This is a genomic window from Aggregatilinea sp. (genome assembly GCF_036822615.1).
Taxonomy (GTDB): Bacteria; Chloroflexota; Anaerolineae; order Aggregatilineales; family Aggregatilineaceae; genus Aggregatilinea.
The window spans coordinates 35,045-53,762 of record NZ_DAISHJ010000014.1; the positions used below are offsets into that span (position 1 = coordinate 35,045).

Below are 18,718 nucleotides of genomic sequence, written 5' to 3' on the forward strand. Positions count from 1 at the left end.
CGACATGAAACGTTCAGGTGATAGGCAGGGTCAGGCGCGCCTAACGCGGCCTGTGGTAAAGCGGGCGTCCCGGGTCCATTGCCACGTCGTCCACGTAGCACCAGATCCAGGTTTCGCGCGGCTCGAAGGACTGGATCAGCGGGTGTTGTGTCGCGTGGAAGTGCTTCGTCGCGTGCTTATTCTTGGAGTTGTCGCAGCAGCCCACGTGCCCGCAGATCAGGCACACACGCAGGTGTACCCACGTATCCCCCATTTTCAGACACTCCTCACAGCCCAGCGTCCCCGCCGTAACGTCCTGAATCTCGTCAAGGTGCGTACACGTCACACTGCTCATCGCGGTTCTCTCCCATGAATGCACACGCGAATCACCATCGCATATTGATTATAGCCATCTTGTATATTCCCGGTGCCCCTTGTGACTGCTAAAGTCTGGATATGTGTTTTCGCCGGGGCAGTCGGCACGAGGCGTTCCGCCCATCAGCGGAAGAAGCGAGGGGAAACGAATGTACGGACGACATGGCAAGCTGCGCGCGCATCCCGGCCAGCGGGACGCGCTGGCGGATCACCTGCTGCGGGCGGCGGAGCTGCTCGGCGCGATGGAAGGCTGTTACCTGTACGTGGTCAGTGCCGCGCCGGACGATCCCGACGCGCTCTGGGTGACGGAGGTCTGGCGCACCCAGACGGATCACCAGGCGTCGCTGGGGGACGCTGCGATCCGTGCGCTGATCGCTGAGGCGCGCGGCCTGATCGAAAGTATGCCGGACCAAACAGAGTTGGAGCCGTTGGGCGGCAAAGGTCTGCCCGCCTACGGGATCAAGTGAAAAACACAGCGCGGAAGTGAAACGCCGAGAAGAGTCAGCGGAAAAACCTCACCCCTGGCCCCTCTCCAATCGGATTGGAGAGGGGAAAAGGGGTCGGGGGTTAAGGGGTGAGGTGAACTCTATCCGCCTGCCGCCGCGAGGATACGTTCCATCTGGTCGTGATCCTCCGCGCTGACCTGCATGCGGCGCTCGTCGGCCTGGAACCATGCCAGCGTGCGCCGGATACCCAGGTGGAACGGGATCGTTGCCACGTAGTCCGGCACGAACTGTTTGATCTTGCTGTTATCGAACACCGCGCACCACATCTTATCCCCCAGCAGCCCGGCGCCGGTGCCGGGATCGACGCGCGCGATCACCTCGGACGGGATGTGCACGATGTTCGGTTTGACGCCCAGCGCATCCCCGATCTGTGAATAGATCTGGTCCCATGTCAGCACGAAGTCGGACGTGATCTGGAAGGCGTGCCCGATCGCCTGTGGGTGCCCCAACAGCCCCACGAATCCTTTGGCGAAGTCCTCGGAATGCGTCAGCGTCCATAGGGACGTGCCGTCGCCGTGCACCACGATCGGCTTGCCGTCCAGCATACGCTGCGGGATCAGATAGCTGGCCCAGTTGCCCACCGCCACCGGCACGTACTTGTCGTACGTGTGCGACGGGCGCACGATGGTCATCGGGAACCCTTCGTCGCGGTAAGCCCGCATCAACCGTTCTTCACAGCGGATCTTGTCGCGGGAATACTGCCAGTAGGGGTTCGCCAGCGGCGTCGATTCGGTGATGGCGGAGGTGGTCAGCGGCTTCTGATAGGCCGATGCCGAGCTGATGAAGATGTACTGCCCGCACCGCCCGCGAAACAGATCCAGGTCGCGCTCGATCTGCGGCTCGACGAACGCGATCCAGTTCACCACGGCGTCGAAATGGCGATTCCCCAGCGCCGCGCGCACCTGCTCCGGCTGGCTGATGTCCGCGACGATCGTCTCCGCGCCGTCGATCGACACGCCCTGCTGCCCGCGATTGAGCAGCGTCAGCTCGATCCCGCGCGCCACTGCCAGCTTGCTAACCGAAACGCTGATGTTCCCCGTCCCGCCGATAAATAATACTTTCATGTCCGGCTGCTCCTCGCCGCAACTAAGCCTGCACTGTCCCCAGTATACCCGAGGCTGCTCCCGCCTGCGCGGCGCTCAGTAGGATTGGTTGATCGCCTCGACCAGCCCGGTGCACACGTTGAAGTTCATCCAGTGCGCCAGCTCCCCGATGCTGTCGTCCTGCCGCATCTGCCGGTAGATCGGGCGCGGCAGGTTGCGGAAAAACGTGGCCGAGATCACCGGCCTGCCATACAGCGGTTGGCCGTATGCCACCAGCGTCAGCGTGCCGCCGGAGTAAAAGCCCAGCTTCGACCCGTATTCGGCGTACATGCCGTCGATATACTCGTTGTTGTCCCAGCGCAATGCCGAGCGCGCCAACTGCTTGACCCGGTCGGAGAGCGGGCTGTTCGCGCCGTAGATCGCTTCCATGATCTTGAGCCAGTCCTGCGGCGTCCCGGTCACCGTGTACTTTTGCAGGATCAGCGCCTGGGCTTCCCAATCGGAGGGAACCTGCTGCCGCGCCGAGTGATACGTGATTTCCGCCGCGCGCCAGGAATCGTCCGTCAGGTACAGGTCGAAATCCGTCTCCGCCTGCTCCACCGACAGCGACGGCACGTCCGCCAGCGTCACCTGCCCCGTCTCGTGATTGCCCATCAGCATCGCAATCACGCCAAAATACATCGGGTAGCCGGTGTTGGTCAGGCCCAGCGAGTCGTACAGGCTGCCCCAATCCATGGGTTGAAGCCGCGCCAGCATATAATCGGCGGCGGCGTTCGAGCTGTACTGCACCATGCCCTTCGCGGCGATAGCCCACAAACTGATCGAGGTAATGTCGGTCGGGTATTCTTCGAGGAATCGGTCGTGCGCGCCGCTGTTTGTAGCCGGGACGTCGTAGCGGTTCAGGTCGTCTAGCGGCACCATTTCGCTCAGCGTGAGCGTGCCGTCGTCCACGCGCCGCGCGTATTCGAGCAGCACGAGCAGCTTCGACACGGACGCCAGCGGAAAGACTTCCGTCTCGTTGTAAAGGACCATCCCGGACGGATCATCAACGGGCATACAGGCCACGCCAAAATCGTTGGGCTGGGCGTGCACCTGATCCCATAGACGCGAGAGGGGCGTGTCATCGTCGTCGGACTGCTGCGCAATCACGCCCGCAGGCGCAATACCGAGGCTCACCACGAGCACAAATACCAGTAGTTTCAAACCCTTCGTCATACTCGGCTACCTCCACAAGACGGCTTCTACTTTGCCCAATGCAGGCCGTCGTCGCAACATCTTGTCGCCGCCGGACGCCTTACAATTCAGACACCTGCCCCTCTTGCCGCGCCGGAACACGATCGAAAACGCTCCGCGAGCGGGCGCTGGCGGAGCGGGGCAAATCGCGTCGAGCATGGACCGTACCGCGTTCTACCAGGGGACTTCCGAGCCGGAATAATGGAAGAAGTGCCCGCTCTGGCTGGGCGTCAGGTGATCCACCACGTTGAGGATGCCCTTGACCGACTCGTCCGGCGTGATCCATGCGTTCGGCCCGCCCATGTCCGTCTGCACCCAGCCCGGATCGATCACGATGCTGACGATGCCATACGGCGCGACGTCGTAGCTCAGGTTTTTGTTGAGCATGTTCAGCCCGGCTTTGCTGGCCGTATAGCTGTACATCCCGCCGTGCTCGCGCGTGCCGATGGAGGAAATGCCCGTAGACAGGTTGACGATCTTCTTCGCGCCGCCTGCGCGGAGCAGGTCGAGATACTGCTGCGCCATGAGGATCGGGCCTGCCGCGTTTACGCGGTAATTTTCCAGCAGCTTTTCCTGGGTGACGCGGCCCAGCGGCTCCGAGCCTGCCGAAATGCCCGCGTTGTTGATCAGCACGTCCAGCGCGTCCGCATGCTGCCGGACGAGATCGTAGCTCGCGGCGATGCTGGCCGGGTCGCTCACGTCCAGCGGCACCAGCACCAGGCGCTCGCCGTATTCCTCCTTGAGCGCTTGCAGCGCGCTCGCCCGTTCCGGCGCGCGGCACGCCGCGAAGACCTGTTCGCCGCGCCCCAACAGTTGCCGGGTGAGTTCCAGTCCGATTCCGCGATTGGCTCCCGTGACAAGATAACGCATAACAGCTCCTTGCGTGGTGAAATGGTGGATTTTCTCCATTGTACCGCGCCGCGCCGGGACCGCGCCCAGCCGCTAACACACAGGGCCGCACAACATGTGCAGCCCTGTGTTCACCGTCTCGTGACGTTTATCCGCTCAGGCGAGCGTAGTTTCCTCGACCGGGGCCAGCCAATACCTGCCCCCGCCGCGTTCGCGCCGCAGGTATCCCATATCGATCAGGTCACGCCGCAGCGCCACGTAATCTTCCTCGTAAACAGGCTTGAGGACCTCGTTCACCTCGGTTTCAGTGTAGCGGCGATCCGGCTCGAACAACGTCGCCAGCCAGCGCAGGATGACGATGCGCTTCTTTTCCTTGCTTGGCAGGCGGACGATCTGCCCGTTGGCCGTATGGGCGCGCAGCACCTGCCGGTCTTCCTCGCTCCACTCCGGACCAAGCGCCTCGATCCAATCGTTGTCCACTTCCACAGGCTCCGGCGCCGGGGGTATCTGCTCGATCTCCGCCGCCAGCCGCTTGAAGCGCGCCAGCCCCGATTCGTTCACGCGGTAGAAGCGCTGGCTGCCTGCCATGCGCAGCGTCACCAATCCCACGTTGCGCAGCCGCGCAAGGTGATGCGAAACGGTCGGTTCGCCCAGGTCCACGCACCCGGCCAGCTCGCCCACGGTATATTCGCGCTCATTGAGCAGGCGCAGCAACGAAAGGCGGCTCTCGTCGGCCAGCGCCTTCAGCATTTCCAGGATGTTCTCACGATAACGCTCGTTCATGGGGACCTCACTTCACACCCATATTTCGATATACATCGAATTCGATTATCGTCAAAATAGCCATATTGTCAAGGGTCAAAAACGGCGTATCCGGGGACTACCGCGCACCGTTGCCCACACTCCCGGGACCGACTATACTTCGCAGCAATTGGCCCGGAACGGAGATCGTCGTGGACGACAGGCGCGGCAAACTAAACGACGAGGTTTTTACCTACCGTCTCACCAAAGATGGCAGGGTAATGATCGCGTGGCGCAACCGTCACGTCGTCACGCTCAAGGGGCTGAACGCGCAGAAGTTCATCCGCCAGATCGAGGGCCTCGATCCGCACGCCGCGCAGCTGGTCATGGCGCGAGCGACCGGCAACTTCAAGCGAGGCAACGAGCACGGAACACCAGAAGGAAGCGCATAAACCCACGGCGGATCCTCGCGCCACGTCGTTGTTCTGTCGAATCAACGAAGTCTGATACAATGAGAGCATCTTTAAGATAAGTTTACAGTAGCATGTTATTCGGTCGTCCCTCTTTCCAATCGTCCGCCAGCAGGTTTACAGCACGACCTTTCCCGTTGTCGTTCGGCAAACTAGTCTTTACGGAAGCGCCTGATGGAAGCCAGAGACGAAAAAGCAGTTCAACTGCCGTACTCCCAGGACGTATTTTTGCAGCTTACAAAGGACGCGCTCGAACACTATTACGATCTGACCCACCTGCAAAACCACCCCTTCACCCAAAAAGTCCGGCGCAGCGACGACACGTCGAAGGAAACGCGCGGCCACCTGCTCCAGCGCGACCTGTCCCGCGCGATCGACATGCTCGATTTCAACCAGCCGCGCGCCTCCGGCTCCAGCCCGTCGCGGCGCTACAACGTCATGCGCCTGCGCTACGTGGACCAGCTCACTATCCAGCACATCGCGCATGAGCTGAGCATCTCCGAGCGCCAGATCTACCGCGATCTGCGCCACAGCGAAGAAGATCTGGCAACGATCCTGTGGTCCTGGTACATGGAAGAAGCCGCCGAGGAAGAGGTCGAGCCGGACTTCGACGAACCGGCCTTCTTTGAGATCGAGCAGCTGCAAACCAATTTCCAGAGCATTGACATCAAGCGGCTGATCTTCTCCGCGCGCTCGTCCATCGAGCAGTTGATGTCCAAGCGCAACGTCGAGATCATCCTCGACATGCCCCAGGAGCCGGTCATGATCTCGACCGACTCGTTCATTGCCAAGCACATCTTCATCAACCTGATGAGCGTCGCCGTGCAAAAATCGGAAGGCAAGTCCGTCCGCATCACAGTCAAAGCCAACGAGAACAAAACGGTGCTCAACCTGTCGCTGTTCGCCCCGTCCAGCAGCAGTCAGAGCCTGCTCAACGACATCACGCTGGCGCTGCTCCACCGCATGAAGTGGGAGATCTCCCAGGACGTCTGCAAAGGCTCGCGGCGCAACATCCAGCTCTCGTTCGGCAAAAATATGCCGACCGTGCTCGTGATCGATGACTTCGAGGGCCTCAGCCGCCTGCTGAAACGCTATCTGGCGGGCTACCAGTGCCGGGTCATCGCCGCGACGGATGGCATCTCGGGACTCGCCCTCGCGCGCGAGATCCAGCCCAACGCCGTGATCCTCGACGTGATGATGCCCGACATGGACGGCTGGGAGGTTCTTCAGCGCTTCCAGAACCATCCCGATACCCAGCATATCCCGGTCATCATCTGCTCGGTGTTCAACGATCCCGAGCTGGCGTTCGCGCTGGGCGCGTCGTCCTTCCTCTCGAAGCCGGTCAAGCGCGACGAAATCGTCAAAGCCTTGCATATGGAGAGCGTCCTTTAGCCATGTTTCTGTCCGCGCCGTCCGTCAATGAGGCTAAGCTGGACGACCTGCTGTGGGAAATCACCCGCAGCGTGGCCCTGCTGATCGTCGTCGCTGGCGCCACCATCTGTTGGGTCGTCATCTTCGAGGACATGTTCAACGGCGAGACGCTGCTGATCACGCTGGCTCTGATGACCGTCGAAGGTCTGGTCTACCGGCACGGCGTCCGCTATCAGCGGTTGGCGCGCTACGTGTTCATCTGGGCGATCACCATCTGGCTGACTGCCGTGCTGGTGCTCAACCCCGAATCGTGGTGGATCTTCCTCGGCCTGCCGACCATCATGGCGAGCATCATCCTGCTGTCAAGCGGCGCGGTCCTCAACGTGACTCTGTTCGTCGCCACCGTCGCCGTCCTGACCGTCAGCGGCGAGCGCGACTATTCCCTGCCCGCCTTCATCGCGTTCTCGTTTTTCACCGCCGTGCTGTCGTGGGTAACCGTGCAGACGATCTACGTCACGCTGCACTGGACCATGCTCAGCGAAAAGCACGCCAGCGCCCTGCTCGAAGAAACGCGCAAGAACCGCGAAGAAATCCTCGTCACGCTCAAATCGCTAGAGCGCTCCAATTCGGCCCTGCGCCGCGCCGAAATCGAGCTGCGCAACGCCTACCGGGAAGCCGAAAACGCCCGCCAGCTCAAGGAACAGTTCGCCGCCAACATCAGCCACGAGCTGCGCACGCCGCTCAACCTCATCCTGGGCTTCACCGAGGTCATGCACCTGACGCCCGAAGTCTACGAGGCGGAAGACTGGCCCTCCACGCTGCAAGGCGACATTTATCAGGTCTATCGCAGCAGCTGCCACCTGCTCGAAATGATCGACGACATCCTCGACCTGTCGCGCTTCCAGATGGCTGCCTTCAAGCTCAACCGCGAGCCGACTCCCGCGCTGGAAATCCTCAACGAAGGCATCGACATCGCCAAAGATCTCTTTCGCGGGCGGCAGGTGCAGTTTCTCGTCAGTCTGGCGGACGACCTGCCTATCGTGGAAAACGCGCATCCGGCAGGTGATCCTGAATCTGATCAACAACGCCTACCGTTTTACCGAAGCGGGCCACGTCGAGCTTTCGGCCTGGGCGGACGCGCGCAAGGTGTACATCAGCGTCAGCGATACCGGCCCCGGCATCCCCATCGACAAAATCCCGTTCATTTTCGAGGAGTTCTATCAGGCTGACAGCTCGCTCAACCGCAGCCACGGCGGGACCGGCCTCGGGCTGACGATCTGCAAGAAGTTTGTCGAATCCCACGGCGGCGAGATCACCGTGAGCAGCCAGGTCGGAGCCGGATCGACGTTCACCTTCACGATCCCGATCATCGAAGACGGCGCGGCGGCACTGCCCCAACCGCCCGACGAAATCGAGAGCGATCAGGAAAACGAAGTCAAGCCCGTGGCGCTGGTGGTTGATCCCGATCCCGCTGTCGCAGCGCTGGTCCAGAACCAGTTAGGCCGCTATGAGATCGTCCAGGTGGAAGGCGCGACCACCATCGATAGGGCCATCAGCGAGCACTATCCCGACCTCGTGATCGTGAATTCGATGCCGCACGCGCAGGGCAAAAACGGGAATACGCTGCCGATCTCGGTTCCCTACATCGAGTGCTCGCTGCCCAGTCGCTCATGGATTCTCACCGAGCTGAACGTCGCGGCCAGCTTCATCAAGCCGATCAACTCGCGCGAGCTGATCCAGGCCGTGCGCGATATCGGTCCCGTGCGCGACGTGCTGATCATCGACGACGATCCGGGCTTCGCGCAGTTGGTGGAGCGCATTCTGCAATCACAGGGGACCGACTACACGATCCGTTCGTTCCATGCCAGCGACAGCGCGCTCCGGCAGATGCGCCTCAAGGTGCCCGACGTGCTGCTGCTGGACCTCACCATGCCCGATATCAACGGCATGCGCATCCTCGAATTCATGCACGGCTGTCCCGAGCTGGCAAAGGTCCCTGTGATTCTGCTCAGCGCCACCAACTTTGCCGAGGACCTGCTGTCGAATCACGGCAGCCGCGTGATGATCCAGCATCGCAGCCGGATCTCGACCACCCAGGTGCTCGACTATATCCGCGCGCTCAGCGAGGTGGTCCGCCGCCCGTAACACGCAGGCCATTCCTTGTGGGCGCGCTTCCGTGTCCCTTTTCCCGACCTCGTTTCTCTATCTCATAATCCCTGCCTGTCAGGATCGTGGCAGGGTTTTGGCAGTCCCACCAGCGCGACCTATCGTACAATGGAAAATGTCAATTTGTTTAATTTTATAGATTTGGTTCCACGTCAGCATTTCGTTTCTTAACCGCACAATCGTCTCAACCGTTCACCAAACATCCTGCTGCACACGTTCTCGCCGGGTTATCGCATGGAGGTGACGATACAGACAGATTCCCCTCAACAAGTCTTTCGGCTCAAAGCGCTTAGGCATGCCAGAAAGTCATTTTAGGGAGAAAGACACATGAAAAAGCTGGTTACGATCATTATTCTGTTAGCCGTTCTGAGTGGCTCTGCCCTTTCCGTCACCGCCCAGGGCGACGAAGAGTGGTGGGCTGCGGCGGCGGAGCCCTATCAGGGCGTAACGATCCGTGGCATTTCCGAGAGCACCCCGCCCTCCAACTACGTGGCGGACGTGTTGGCTTCCCAGTTCGAGGAACTGACCGGGATCAAGGTGGAATTTGAGCCGACGTCGTGGGACCAGATGTACGACAAGGCCATCAAGGACATGGAAGCCGCGACCGGCATCTATGACTTTGTCTACATCGAGCAGGACATCATCTACGGCTATCTGGCGCAGGACTACCTTGTTGACCTCACTCAGATGATGGATGACAACCCCGACCTCGTGTCGCCGGACTTCCACATCGAGGACTTCACCTCGTTCATCGACTACTTCATCAAGCCGGAAAACACCCACCTGTACGGCGTGCCGATGGAAGCCTTCATCAAGCCGTACCTCTATCGCACCGATCTGTTCGAAGATCCGGACATCATGGCTGCGTTCGAGGCGGAATATGGCTATCCGCTGGCCCCGGCCACCGATCACCAGCAGTATACGGACATCGCCAAGTTCTTCACCGAGTACGGCGAAGCCAACGACATGGACCTGTGGGGCAGCACCGTTCAGGCCGCCTCCGGCCATCCCTCGTCCTTCTACGAAGTGTTCGAGAGCGTGATGCCCACGTTCGGCATCTACAACTGGGGCATCAACCAGGAAACCTGGAAGGCCACGGTTGAAAACGGCGGCGAAATGAACAGCGACACCGCCAAGGCCGCCCTCCAGTGGTGGCTGGACCTGCTCCAGTACGCCCCGCCGGAATCCACCAGCAGCACCTGGGACGAGGTTGCGGCGACCTTTGCCGCTGGCCGCGCCGCTCAGGGCCTGGTCTACGGTGAAAACGCGGCCTGGATCGCCTCCGACACGGAGCGGTCGCAGGTGGTGGGCGAAGTCGGCGTTGCGCTGCCTCCTCTGGAGCCGGGCGTGATGGAAGCGGCTGAGGCCGGTGACGGCTACATCGGCTACTACGACGGTGGTGCCTTCGGCATCCCGCACTCCTCGAAGAACAAAGAAGCGGCCCTGCTGTTCCTGCAGTACATCGGCCAGCCGGCTGTTCAGGCGGACTGGGCTGCGGCAGGCTCGCGCATTGTCCAGACCGCGACGTTCGATGACCCGATCGTGGTTGCCATGGACGAGCAGACCAACGGCTACTACACGCTGATGCAGGACGAAGGCTACCTGTTCGCAGGCGCGCCGCCGTTCCCGTTCCACCCGCAGGTGCGTGAAGTGGTAGCGCCCTTCATCTATCAGGCCATTGCCGGTGAAATCACCGCGGCAGAAGCGCTCGATCAGGCGGCTGTCGCCGCTGAGGAAGAGCTGGTCCGCCTCGGTTACGGCGAGTAAGCTGTCGTAGTGGAAAAAGCGTGGGGTGGCCCCGAACTGGGGCCACCCTCCCTTTAACCAGCCGTAAACTAATCCTCTTGTTCGACAATAATTAAACCGGACAATACGCTATGCGCGAAAATCGAACCGGGTGGCTGTTTCTGTCCCCTTCACTGATTATTCTCTTTATTGTGGGCATGCTCCCCTTCTTTTACATTATGTATGTTGGATTCTTCAACTGGAACGTGTTCTCGGTGAACCCGGGGCTGCACTATGCGGGATTGGACAACTACCGCCGCCTCGTCTTTGACAAAGACTTTCTCAAGTCGCTGGAACTGACGATCAAGTTCGCGGCGTATGCCATCCTGTTCCAGCTCGTCATCGGGTACTTGCTGGCGAACATGCTCGCCATAGAGTTTCCGGGTAAGTCCATCTTCAGGATTATCCACACCATCCCGCTGATGATCGCGCCGCTAGCCGTTGGGGCCACGTGGCGTCTGCTGACCATCCCCGGCCTCGGTCCGGTGCCGTTCTACCTGGATCGCTGGCTCGGCTTCGACTACCGGCTCTCGGCCAACGCCGATCAGGCCTTCTGGACGACGGTCATCATGGACGTGTGGCACTGGACGCCCTTCGTCACCCTGACCATGCTCGCCGGGCTGGTGTCGCTGCCGCAGGAGCCGATGGAGCAGGCGCTGGTGGACGGCGCGAACCGCCTCCAGGTGTTCTGGTACGTCAAGCTGCCGCTGCTGCGTCCGGTCATTCTGAGCACGGTGTTCATCCGGCTCATGGACGCGCTGCGCACGGTTGACGAGGTGTGGATGCTCACCGGCGGAGGTCCGGGCGCGGCCACCCGGTACACCGGGCTGCACATCTGGCGCATTGTCTTTCCTAAAACCGACTACGGCTATGGGGCCGCGACGTCACTCTTGACCCTCTACTTCACGATTGTCCTGTCGTGGCTGCTCTACACAGCCATCGGCCAGCAGCGGCGCGGAGGAGTCAACTAGCCATGCAGCAACAGACAAAACGCAACAAGATGCTCCGCAAAATCGCCCGGTATGCGTCGGCCTATGGCGTCTGGATTGTCGCCTCGCTCATCACGCTGGTCCCGATCTACTGGATGATCATCGTGTCCTCGCGCAGCCGCGTGGAGCTGTTCGACCGGCCCAATTTCATCATTCACACCTTCTTCGAGCAGAACTATACCAACGTCATTTACGACTCGACGTTCCGGGGTTATATGTTCAACTCGATCATCATCGCCACGTCCAACGCGGTGCTGGTGACGGTCCTGGCCCTGCTGGCGACCTATGCCCTGTCGCGCTGGCGGCTGGCCGGGGCAGACAACATCTTCTTCTGGACCATCACCAACCGCATGGCCCCGCCCGCCGTGTTCCTGCTGCCGCTGTTCCTGCTGTTCACGAAGTGGTTCAAGATCGGAGACTGGATGCTGTTCGACACGCGCACGGGGCTGATTCTGCTCTACTGCGTGTTCAACTTACCTTTCTCCATCTGGGTGCTGCAAGGCATGATCGACGGCATCCCGGTAGAACTGGACGAAGCCGCGATGGTGGACGGCGCGGGCACGGGCATGATCCTGCGCCGCATCATCATCCCGCTGGCCGCGCCGGGACTGGCGATCACGGCCATTCTGAGCTGGATCTTCGCCTGGAACGAGTATCTGTTTGCCGCCACGCTGACGAGCGTTCACGCTCGAACCATTACCACCGGCCTCGCGGAGTTCGTGACGGTGACGGGCACGAACTGGGGCGAGATGGCCGCCGTCGCTACACTGACGCTGATCCCGTCCCTCATCTTCATCTCGTTCGTTCAGCGATACATTGTGATGGGCTTGACGTTCGGGGCCGTAAAGGAGTAGCACCGTGCACGATGAAAGCTTCTATGACACGACCGAGGTCGAGCAGGAAGCCGAAATCCCGAGCGTCTTGCCGTCCAGCCTGCCGGGCAAGCTGTATGCCCAGATTCACGGCAAGCGCCGGGGCTTCTTGCCCTTCGAGACCAACCCCTGGGACCGAATCTTCATCGGCCTCCTGCTGACGGTTGCGATACACTTACTCTGGATGCGATTCCTGGAAGAGTACATTACCCTGACGATAGCGACGATCCTGTCGCTGATCATCATGGTGATTCTCTTCGTCAGAGGATAGTAATCCGCAGGGCACGTTTGTGCCCTGCCATTCATTTTTAATTGAAAGGAATTAGGACCGTGGAAGCGCTGGTGTTAGAAAAGGCAAAGGAACTAAGTTTACGCGATATCGAGATCCCTGAGACGCTGGGACCGCACGATGTGCGCATCAAGCTGCATACGGTTGGCGTGTGCGGCAGTGACGTGCACTACTACGAAACGGGACGCATTGGCCCGTTCGTGGTCGAAGCGCCGATGGTTCTGGGGCACGAGGCCGCCGGGACGATCATCGAGATCGGCAGCGAGGTCAAGCACCTGAAAGTGGGCGATCGCGTCTGCATGGAACCCGGCATCCCCGATCCGAACGGCAAAGCGACGCGCCTGGGCATGTACAACCTCGACCCGGCGGTGCGCTTCTGGGCCACCCCGCCCATTCATGGTGTGCTGCGCCCCACGGTCGTCCACCCCGAAGCGTTCACCTTCAAGCTGCCCGATAACGTCAGCTTTGCCGAAGGCGCGCTGGTGGAGCCGCTCGCGGTCGGCATGCACTCCGCGACGAAAGCCCGCATCAAGCCCGGCGACATTGCGATCGTCATGGGCGCGGGGCCGATCGGCATGGTCACCATCCTGTCGGCGCTGGCGGGCGGCTGCGGGCAGGTCATCGTGACGGACGTGGACCAGCCCAAGCTCGATCTGGCGGCGACCCTCGGCCCGGTGACGCCGGTCAACATCAGCAAGGAAAGCCTCGTCGATGTCGTCAACGAAATGACCGACGGTTGGGGCGCGGACATCGTGTTCGAGGCCAGCGGCAACCCGCGTGCTGCCGCCAGCGTCTTCGATCCGCTCGCCCCCGGCGGCTGCGTGATCTACATCGGCATGCCCAACGACCCCATCGCCTACGATGTCGTCGCCGCGCAGATCAAGGAAGCGCGTGTGGAGCACATCTTCCGCTATGCACACGTTTACCCGAAGGCGCTCTCGCTGATGGGCGGCGGGCGGCTGGACGTCAAGCCGCTGATCACCGACAAATTCGACTTCGCCCACAGCATCGAAGCGTTCGAATTCGCGTCGCACATGCCGCCAACCTCGGTCAAGGTACAGATCGAGCTGCCACAGTAGCCTACGAGGGCCGCCATGGACTACGAAGCGAATGAGCCCCTACCCGACACGATGTGCGCGGTAGTGTGCCACGGCCCACGGGATTACCGCCTCCAGCGGTGGCCCGTGCCGCAGCCGGGGCCGGAAGAAGTCGTCGTCCGCGTGCAGGCAGTGGGAATCTGCGCCAGTGACCTCAAGTGTTACCAGGGCGCGGAAACGTTTTGGGGCAATGGAGAAACGCCCGCCTACTGCCAGCCCCCCGTCATCCCCGGCCACGAGTTCGTCGGGGAAGTCGTGGCGCTGGGACCCGGCGCGGCGGAAAAGTACAACCTGGCCCTGGGCGACCGGGCCGTTTCGGAGCAGATCGTCCCCACCTGGGACGACCGTTACGCGGCGCGCGGGCAGTACTGGCTGTGCTCGGAGCACAACGTCTACGGCTTCCGCCAGAAGACGTTCGGCGCGATGGCCGAGTACATGAAGTTCCCGTTCGGCGCGCTGAACTACAAAGTGCCCGACGCGATCCCCGCTGCCCACGCCGCCTTTATCGAGCCGCTGGCGTGCTCGATCCATGCGGTGCAGCGCGGCGAGATCGAGCTGGATCACGTCGTCGTAATCGCGGGGGCGGGGCCGTTGGGGCTGGGCATGATCGCCGCCGCGCGGCTGAAGAATCCGCGCCTGCTGATCGTCATCGACTACAACAATCACCGCCTCAACGTGGCGAAGGCGTGCGGCGCGGACATCGTGCTCAACCCGCAGCATACGCAGGTGGTGCAGGCCGTGCTCGACCTGACGGACGGCTACGGCTGTGACGTCTACATCGAAGCGACCGGCCATCCCGCCGCCGTGCAGCAGGGCCTGGACATGATCTGCAAGCGCGGCACGTTTGTGGAATTCAGCGTCATGGGCCAACCGGCCAGCATCGACTGGTCGATCATTGGCGACCACAAAGAGCTGAACATCCACGGATCGAGCCTCAGTCCCTATACCTACCCGATCGCCATCGACATGATCGCCAAAAAGCAGCTTCCGCTCGACCAGATCATCACGCATGAGCTGCCGCTGGCGGAACACCAGAAAGGTTTCGATCTGGTCGCGGCAGGCGATCAATCGATCAAAGTGGTTTTGAAACCGTGAGTCAAACACATCCTATCGTGAAGTGAGAAACGCGATGAAAGCAGGAAAGATCGAACAGCCCGGACGGGCAGGATTTTCCAGCGCCCCGGTGCCGGAGCCAGGCCCGGATGACGTGCTCATCCAGGTGCACGCGGCGGGCATCTGCGGCACGGATATCCACATCCTCAAGGGCGAGTACGAAGCGCGTTATCCTCTCATTCCGGGCCACGAGTTCAGCGGCGTGGTCGTGAGCGTGGGCGATAACGTCACGCGCTTCAAAGTGGGCGATCGCGTCACCGCCGACCCGAACATCCCGTGCAACCGCTGCCTCGCCTGCCAGCGCAACGAGCCGAACCAGTGCGAAAACTTGCAGGCGGTCGGCGTCACGCGTGACGGCGCGTTTGCGGAATACGTGGTCGTGCCCGAAGGCAACGTGTTCGCCATCGGGGAGATGTCTTTCGCGGCGGCGGCGATGGTCGAGCCGCTGGCGTGTGTCGCGTGGGGGCTGGAACGCCTCAGCATCCCGCCGGGAGCCAGCGCGCTGGTCTTTGGCGCGGGCCCGATGGGCTGCCTGCTCTCGCAGGCCCTGCACGCGTCGGGCGCGGCGCGCGTGGTCGTGACCGATGTCGTGCCGCACCGGCTGGCTCTGGCCGCCGAGTTGGGCGCGACCGAAACGGTGCTTGCCGACGACCAGCAGGATCGCAAGCTCCGCAGCATCGAGCCGGGCGGCTACAACCTCGTCGTGGACGCCACCGGCATCCCCAAAGTGCTCGAAGCCGCGTTCAGCTATCTGCGCGCGCGGGGCACGCTGTGGGTCTTTGGCGTCACGCCTAACGATGCGCGCGTCACGTTCCCGTCCTATGAGATCTTCCGCCGGGATCTGGCCATTCTGGGCAGCTTCGCCGTCAACCGGACCTTCCAGGAAAGCATCTCGATGATCCGCAGTGGTCGCGTGAAGGTCGAGCCGCTGATCTCGCATACTCTGCCGCTCGAAGACTTCGCGCAGGGGTTCGAGCTGGCCCAGTCCGATCCCCGGCGCATGAAGGTGCAGTACCAGATCGGATCGTAGCTCCTGGGGAGCGTTTTGAGTGGCGGAACGAGCCCCGGCAAAGGCTTGTTCCGCCCGCCCCTCTCGCCGCTCGTGTGCGGCAAGGGAAAACCATACAGCATTCAGCGCCGTTTCTGCCCCTCGCCAGTTGGGGGTGACGAGGGGCAGCGCGATAAGTATCGGTACGGCGGATATTTTTGTTGTCTGTTCCACTCGTCAGGTTCTGACAGCCTCTTACTAAAACTTACCCAAGAGAGGAAGGTTCTTTATGGCCGATGTCGTTTTGGAATCCAAAGGAATTTTAGAGCGCTTCAAGCTCGACGGGCGCACGGCGCTGGTGACCGGAGCAGGCCAGGGCATTGGCCGGGCCTACGCGCACGCGCTGGGCGAAGCGGGCGCGAAGGTCGCCGTGGTAGACATCGGGCAGGCGTTTGCCGATGAAGTCGCACACGAGCTGGCGAACAAGGGCGTGGATGCCATCGCCATCGCGGCGGACGTGACCAAACTGGACCAGATTCAGCGCATGGTGGACACGGTGGTGCAAAAATGGGGCGCGCTGACCATCGGCGTGAACAATGCGGGCATCGGCAACTGGACCGCAGCCCTTGAGGTGGACGAACACAACTGGGACAGCATCAACGCCTTGAATCTGCGCGGCGTCTTTTTCTGCGCCCAGACCGAAGCCCGCGTCATGACCGGGGCGGGTTACGGCAAGATCATCAACACCGCGTCTATCTCCGGCACGATCGCCAATACGCCCCAGCAGCAGGTGGTCTACAACACGACCAAAGCGGGCGTCGCGCACATGACGCGCACCCTCGCGGGCGAATGGGCGCCGCTAGGCGTGCGGGTCAACAGCATCAGCCCCGGCTACACGCGCACCAAGCTGGTAGACGATCTGCTGGCGACCCCGGCGGGGCAGAAGGTGCTGCCCACCTGGATGGCGATGACGCCCCAGGGCAAGATGGCCGAGGTCACCGACCTGCAAGGCGCGGTGGTCTATCTCGCGGGCGAAGCGTCCGACTTCATGACCGGCCACGACATGATTATCGACGGGGGCTACTGCGTCTGGTAAAGCGCGCAGCGCCCGCACACACACAAACAGGCCGGAGATGCTCCGGCCTGTTGCGTTTTCCGTATCAGGATCGCGCGGGGTTACATCCCGGCGGCGATAGCGACCAGATCTTCCTCGACCGTGGCCTTCGGCTTGATGTCGAATGCGCTGACCAGCACGTCCAGCACGCCGGACGACACGAACGCGGGCAGCGTCGGGCCAAGCCGGATGTTGCGCACGCCCAACGACAGCAGCGCCAGCAGCACGATGACCGCCTTCTGCTCGTACCACGCGATGTCGTAGCTCACCGGCAGGTCGTTGATGTTCTCCACGCCGAACACCTCAGCCAGCTTCATGGCGATCACCACCAGCGAGTACGAGTCGTTGCACTGGCCAGCGTCCAGCACGCGCGGAATGCCGCCGATGGTGCCCAGGTCGAGCTTGTTATAACGGTACTTCGCGCAGCCCGCCGTCAGAATGACGTGATCGGCAGGAAGCTGCTGCGCCAGCTCGGTATAGTAGGCGCGCTCCGCCTGCCGCCCGTCGCACCCGGCCATGACCACGAAGCGTTTGATCGCCCCGCTCTTGACCGCTTCCACGACCTTATCCGCCACGCTCAGCACCGCCGTGCGGGCAAAGCCGGTCGGGATCACACCGTCTTCGAGCGGTTTGGGGCTGCCCGACCGCAACGCGGCCTGAATGACCGGGCCGAAGTCCTTCTGCTGGCCCGCCTCACGATCCGCGATGTGCGGCAGGCCCGGCCACCCGACCAGTCCGGTGGTGAAAATGCGATCGGCGTAGCTGTCGCGCGGGTGAACGATGCAGTTGGTGGTCATCAGGATCGCGCCGCCGAACGCCTCGAACTCAGCGGGCTGGTGCCACCACGATCCGCCGTAGTTGCCGACGAGGTGCGGGTACTTCTTGAAGGCCGGATACGCATGGGCGGGCAGCATTTCGCCGTGCGTGTAGACGTTGATGCCCAGGCCCGCCGTTTGCTGGAGCAGCTCGTCCAGGTCGCGCAGATCGTGCCCGCTGACCAGGATCGACGGCCCGTCCTTAACGCCCGTGCTGACCATCGTCGGCTCCGGGTGGCCGTACGTGCCGGTATTAGCCTCGTCCAGCAGCGCCATCGCCTTGACGCCCATCTCGCCGCACTTCAGCACGGCGGCGGTCAGATCGTCCGCCGTGGCGCTTTCGTCCGCCGCGATCAGCAGACCCGTCTGCAAAAACGCCAGCAGTTCGTCGCTCGTGCGCTCCAGCACGTAGGCATGATCGGTATACGCCGCGAGCCCCTTCAGGCCGTAGGTCAGCAGTTCGCGCAGGGAGCGCACGTCGGCGTTCAGCGCCGCATCCGCCATCACGCCCACCAGACGGCCTTTCGCCAGGTACACCGCTGGCGTGTCATCGACGGGGGTCCAGGTGGCCGCTTCGGGCGCATGGCCGTTCGCGTGCGCCGCCTCGACCTGCTGGCGCAGACGGCTCCGCAGACTCACCGTGCGGCGGTTGACCGTCACGAAGTAATCGGCGTCGAAGTTCACGTTGGTGATCGTCAGGAACAGGCCCTCAGCGACGAACAGATTGACTTCATTGTCTTCAATGCCCAGCGCGCGTGCCTTCACCGCCCAGTACGACAGGCCCTTGAGCTGCCATACCAGCAGATCTTGCAGCGCGGCGACTTCGGGCGATTTGCCGCACACGCCGACCATCGTGCAGCCCTGGTTGTGCAGCGATTCCTGGCATTGAAAGCAAAACATAGACATGATCGTATGCTCCTCAG

The 18,718-nt window shown here is 61.9% G+C and carries 18 protein-coding genes and 1 pseudogene; 13 read left to right on the forward strand and 6 right to left on the reverse strand.

Annotation, left to right across the window (positions count from 1 at the left end):
• Window positions 1-40: 40 nt before the first annotated feature.
• On the reverse strand, window positions 41-334 hold the full coding sequence (locus tag V7116_RS06905; protein WP_324391161.1) for a ubiquitin carboxyl-terminal hydrolase 14: 294 nt from the start codon (window positions 332-334) through the stop codon (window positions 41-43).
• A gap of 169 nt (window positions 335-503) precedes the next feature.
• On the opposite strand from V7116_RS06905, the gene V7116_RS06910 reads away from it, so the two are divergent.
• On the forward strand, window positions 504-821 hold the full coding sequence (locus V7116_RS06910; protein ID WP_324391162.1) for a putative quinol monooxygenase: 318 nt from the start codon (window positions 504-506) through the stop codon (window positions 819-821).
• A 119-nt stretch (window positions 822-940) separates the two neighbouring features.
• Here the strand turns inward: V7116_RS06910 and V7116_RS06915 are convergent, their stop codons facing one another.
• The 4 genes from V7116_RS06915 to V7116_RS06930 form a co-directional block, all read right to left on the reverse strand.
• Window positions 941-1,924 (reverse strand): SDR family oxidoreductase, encoded by a 984-nt coding sequence (locus V7116_RS06915; RefSeq protein ID WP_324391163.1) that lies wholly within the window; start codon window positions 1,922-1,924, stop codon window positions 941-943.
• 75 nt (window positions 1,925-1,999) lie between these two features.
• Window positions 2,000-3,118 carry a serine hydrolase gene (locus V7116_RS06920; protein WP_324391164.1) on the reverse strand — a complete coding sequence of 373 codons (1,119 nt, stop codon included), beginning with the start codon at window positions 3,116-3,118 and terminating at the stop codon, window positions 2,000-2,002.
• A gap of 192 nt (window positions 3,119-3,310) precedes the next feature.
• Window positions 3,311-4,006, reverse strand: coding sequence for an SDR family oxidoreductase (locus V7116_RS06925; RefSeq protein WP_324391165.1), 696 nt, complete (start codon window positions 4,004-4,006; stop codon window positions 3,311-3,313).
• A gap of 135 nt (window positions 4,007-4,141) precedes the next feature.
• A complete protein-coding gene (locus tag V7116_RS06930) occupies window positions 4,142-4,768 on the reverse strand; it encodes a metalloregulator ArsR/SmtB family transcription factor (RefSeq protein WP_324391166.1) in 627 nt (208 codons plus the stop codon).
• Window positions 4,769-4,938: 170 nt separating this feature from the next.
• Here V7116_RS06930 and V7116_RS06935 point away from each other — a divergent pair, with 170 nt between their 5' ends.
• The 12 genes and pseudogenes from V7116_RS06935 to V7116_RS06990 all read left to right on the forward strand — a co-directional run bounded on the left by V7116_RS06935 (window position 4,939) and on the right by V7116_RS06990 (window position 16,962).
• Window positions 4,939-5,178, forward strand: coding sequence for a hypothetical protein (locus tag V7116_RS06935; protein ID WP_324391167.1), 240 nt, complete (start codon window positions 4,939-4,941; stop codon window positions 5,176-5,178).
• A gap of 192 nt (window positions 5,179-5,370) precedes the next feature.
• On the forward strand, window positions 5,371-6,588 hold the full coding sequence (locus tag V7116_RS06940) for a response regulator (RefSeq protein WP_324391168.1): 1,218 nt from the start codon (window positions 5,371-5,373) through the stop codon (window positions 6,586-6,588).
• 509 nt (window positions 6,589-7,097) lie between these two features.
• Window positions 7,098-7,457, forward strand: a pseudogene (locus V7116_RS06945) (histidine kinase dimerization/phospho-acceptor domain-containing protein); the annotation flags it as partial.
• 172 nt (window positions 7,458-7,629) lie between these two features.
• Complete coding sequence (locus tag V7116_RS06950; RefSeq protein ID WP_324391169.1) at window positions 7,630-8,712, forward strand: ATP-binding protein; 1,083 nt, start codon at window positions 7,630-7,632, stop codon at window positions 8,710-8,712.
• Window positions 8,713-9,060: 348 nt separating this feature from the next.
• A complete protein-coding gene (locus V7116_RS06955; protein WP_324391170.1) occupies window positions 9,061-10,500 on the forward strand; it encodes an extracellular solute-binding protein in 1,440 nt (479 codons plus the stop codon).
• 110 nt (window positions 10,501-10,610) lie between these two features.
• Window positions 10,611-11,489 (forward strand): carbohydrate ABC transporter permease, encoded by an 879-nt coding sequence (locus tag V7116_RS06960; RefSeq protein ID WP_324391171.1) that lies wholly within the window; start codon window positions 10,611-10,613, stop codon window positions 11,487-11,489.
• A 29-nt stretch (window positions 11,490-11,518) separates the two neighbouring features.
• The gene (locus tag V7116_RS06965; RefSeq protein WP_349258461.1) at window positions 11,519-12,361 is read left to right on the forward strand and encodes a carbohydrate ABC transporter permease; all 843 of its coding nucleotides are present in this window, start codon (window positions 11,519-11,521) and stop codon (window positions 12,359-12,361) included.
• 4 nt (window positions 12,362-12,365) lie between these two features.
• Complete coding sequence (locus V7116_RS06970) at window positions 12,366-12,650, forward strand: DUF2160 family membrane protein (protein ID WP_324391173.1); 285 nt, start codon at window positions 12,366-12,368, stop codon at window positions 12,648-12,650.
• A gap of 59 nt (window positions 12,651-12,709) precedes the next feature.
• Window positions 12,710-13,747 carry an NAD(P)-dependent alcohol dehydrogenase gene (locus tag V7116_RS06975; RefSeq protein ID WP_349258459.1) on the forward strand — a complete coding sequence of 346 codons (1,038 nt, stop codon included), beginning with the start codon at window positions 12,710-12,712 and terminating at the stop codon, window positions 13,745-13,747.
• Window positions 13,748-13,762: 15 nt separating this feature from the next.
• Complete coding sequence (locus tag V7116_RS06980) at window positions 13,763-14,860, forward strand: zinc-binding dehydrogenase (RefSeq protein WP_324391175.1); 1,098 nt, start codon at window positions 13,763-13,765, stop codon at window positions 14,858-14,860.
• A 34-nt stretch (window positions 14,861-14,894) separates the two neighbouring features.
• Window positions 14,895-15,908: a zinc-dependent alcohol dehydrogenase family protein gene (locus tag V7116_RS06985; protein ID WP_324391176.1), complete on the forward strand. Its 1,014-nt coding sequence runs from the start codon at window positions 14,895-14,897 to the stop codon at window positions 15,906-15,908.
• A 247-nt stretch (window positions 15,909-16,155) separates the two neighbouring features.
• Complete coding sequence (locus V7116_RS06990; protein WP_324391177.1) at window positions 16,156-16,962, forward strand: SDR family NAD(P)-dependent oxidoreductase; 807 nt, start codon at window positions 16,156-16,158, stop codon at window positions 16,960-16,962.
• Window positions 16,963-17,042: 80 nt separating this feature from the next.
• Here V7116_RS06990 and hcp read toward each other — a convergent pair whose 3' ends face one another.
• The gene (gene hcp / locus V7116_RS06995) at window positions 17,043-18,701 is read right to left on the reverse strand and encodes a hydroxylamine reductase (protein WP_324391178.1); all 1,659 of its coding nucleotides are present in this window, start codon (window positions 18,699-18,701) and stop codon (window positions 17,043-17,045) included.
• Between the last annotated feature and the right edge of the window lie 17 nt (window positions 18,702-18,718).

Coding starts and splice junctions, on each gene's coding strand:
- V7116_RS06905 (WP_324391161.1), bottom strand. CDS start 334: ATGAGCAGTGTGACGTGTACGCACCTTGACGAGATTCAGGACGTTACG.
- V7116_RS06910 (WP_324391162.1), top strand. CDS start 504: ATGTACGGACGACATGGCAAGCTGCGCGCGCATCCCGGCCAGCGGGAC.
- V7116_RS06915 (WP_324391163.1), bottom strand. CDS start 1,924: ATGAAAGTATTATTTATCGGCGGGACGGGGAACATCAGCGTTTCGGTT.
- V7116_RS06920 (WP_324391164.1), bottom strand. CDS start 3,118: ATGACGAAGGGTTTGAAACTACTGGTATTTGTGCTCGTGGTGAGCCTC.
- V7116_RS06925 (WP_324391165.1), bottom strand. CDS start 4,006: ATGCGTTATCTTGTCACGGGAGCCAATCGCGGAATCGGACTGGAACTC.
- V7116_RS06930 (WP_324391166.1), bottom strand. CDS start 4,768: ATGAACGAGCGTTATCGTGAGAACATCCTGGAAATGCTGAAGGCGCTG.
- V7116_RS06940 (WP_324391168.1), top strand. CDS start 5,371: ATGGAAGCCAGAGACGAAAAAGCAGTTCAACTGCCGTACTCCCAGGAC.
- V7116_RS06955 (WP_324391170.1), top strand. CDS start 9,061: ATGAAAAAGCTGGTTACGATCATTATTCTGTTAGCCGTTCTGAGTGGC.
- V7116_RS06960 (WP_324391171.1), top strand. CDS start 10,611: ATGCGCGAAAATCGAACCGGGTGGCTGTTTCTGTCCCCTTCACTGATT.
- V7116_RS06965 (WP_349258461.1), top strand. CDS start 11,519: ATGCTCCGCAAAATCGCCCGGTATGCGTCGGCCTATGGCGTCTGGATT.
- V7116_RS06980 (WP_324391175.1), top strand. CDS start 13,763: ATGGACTACGAAGCGAATGAGCCCCTACCCGACACGATGTGCGCGGTA.
- V7116_RS06985 (WP_324391176.1), top strand. CDS start 14,895: ATGAAAGCAGGAAAGATCGAACAGCCCGGACGGGCAGGATTTTCCAGC.
- V7116_RS06990 (WP_324391177.1), top strand. CDS start 16,156: ATGGCCGATGTCGTTTTGGAATCCAAAGGAATTTTAGAGCGCTTCAAG.
- hcp (WP_324391178.1), bottom strand. CDS start 18,701: ATGTCTATGTTTTGCTTTCAATGCCAGGAATCGCTGCACAACCAGGGC.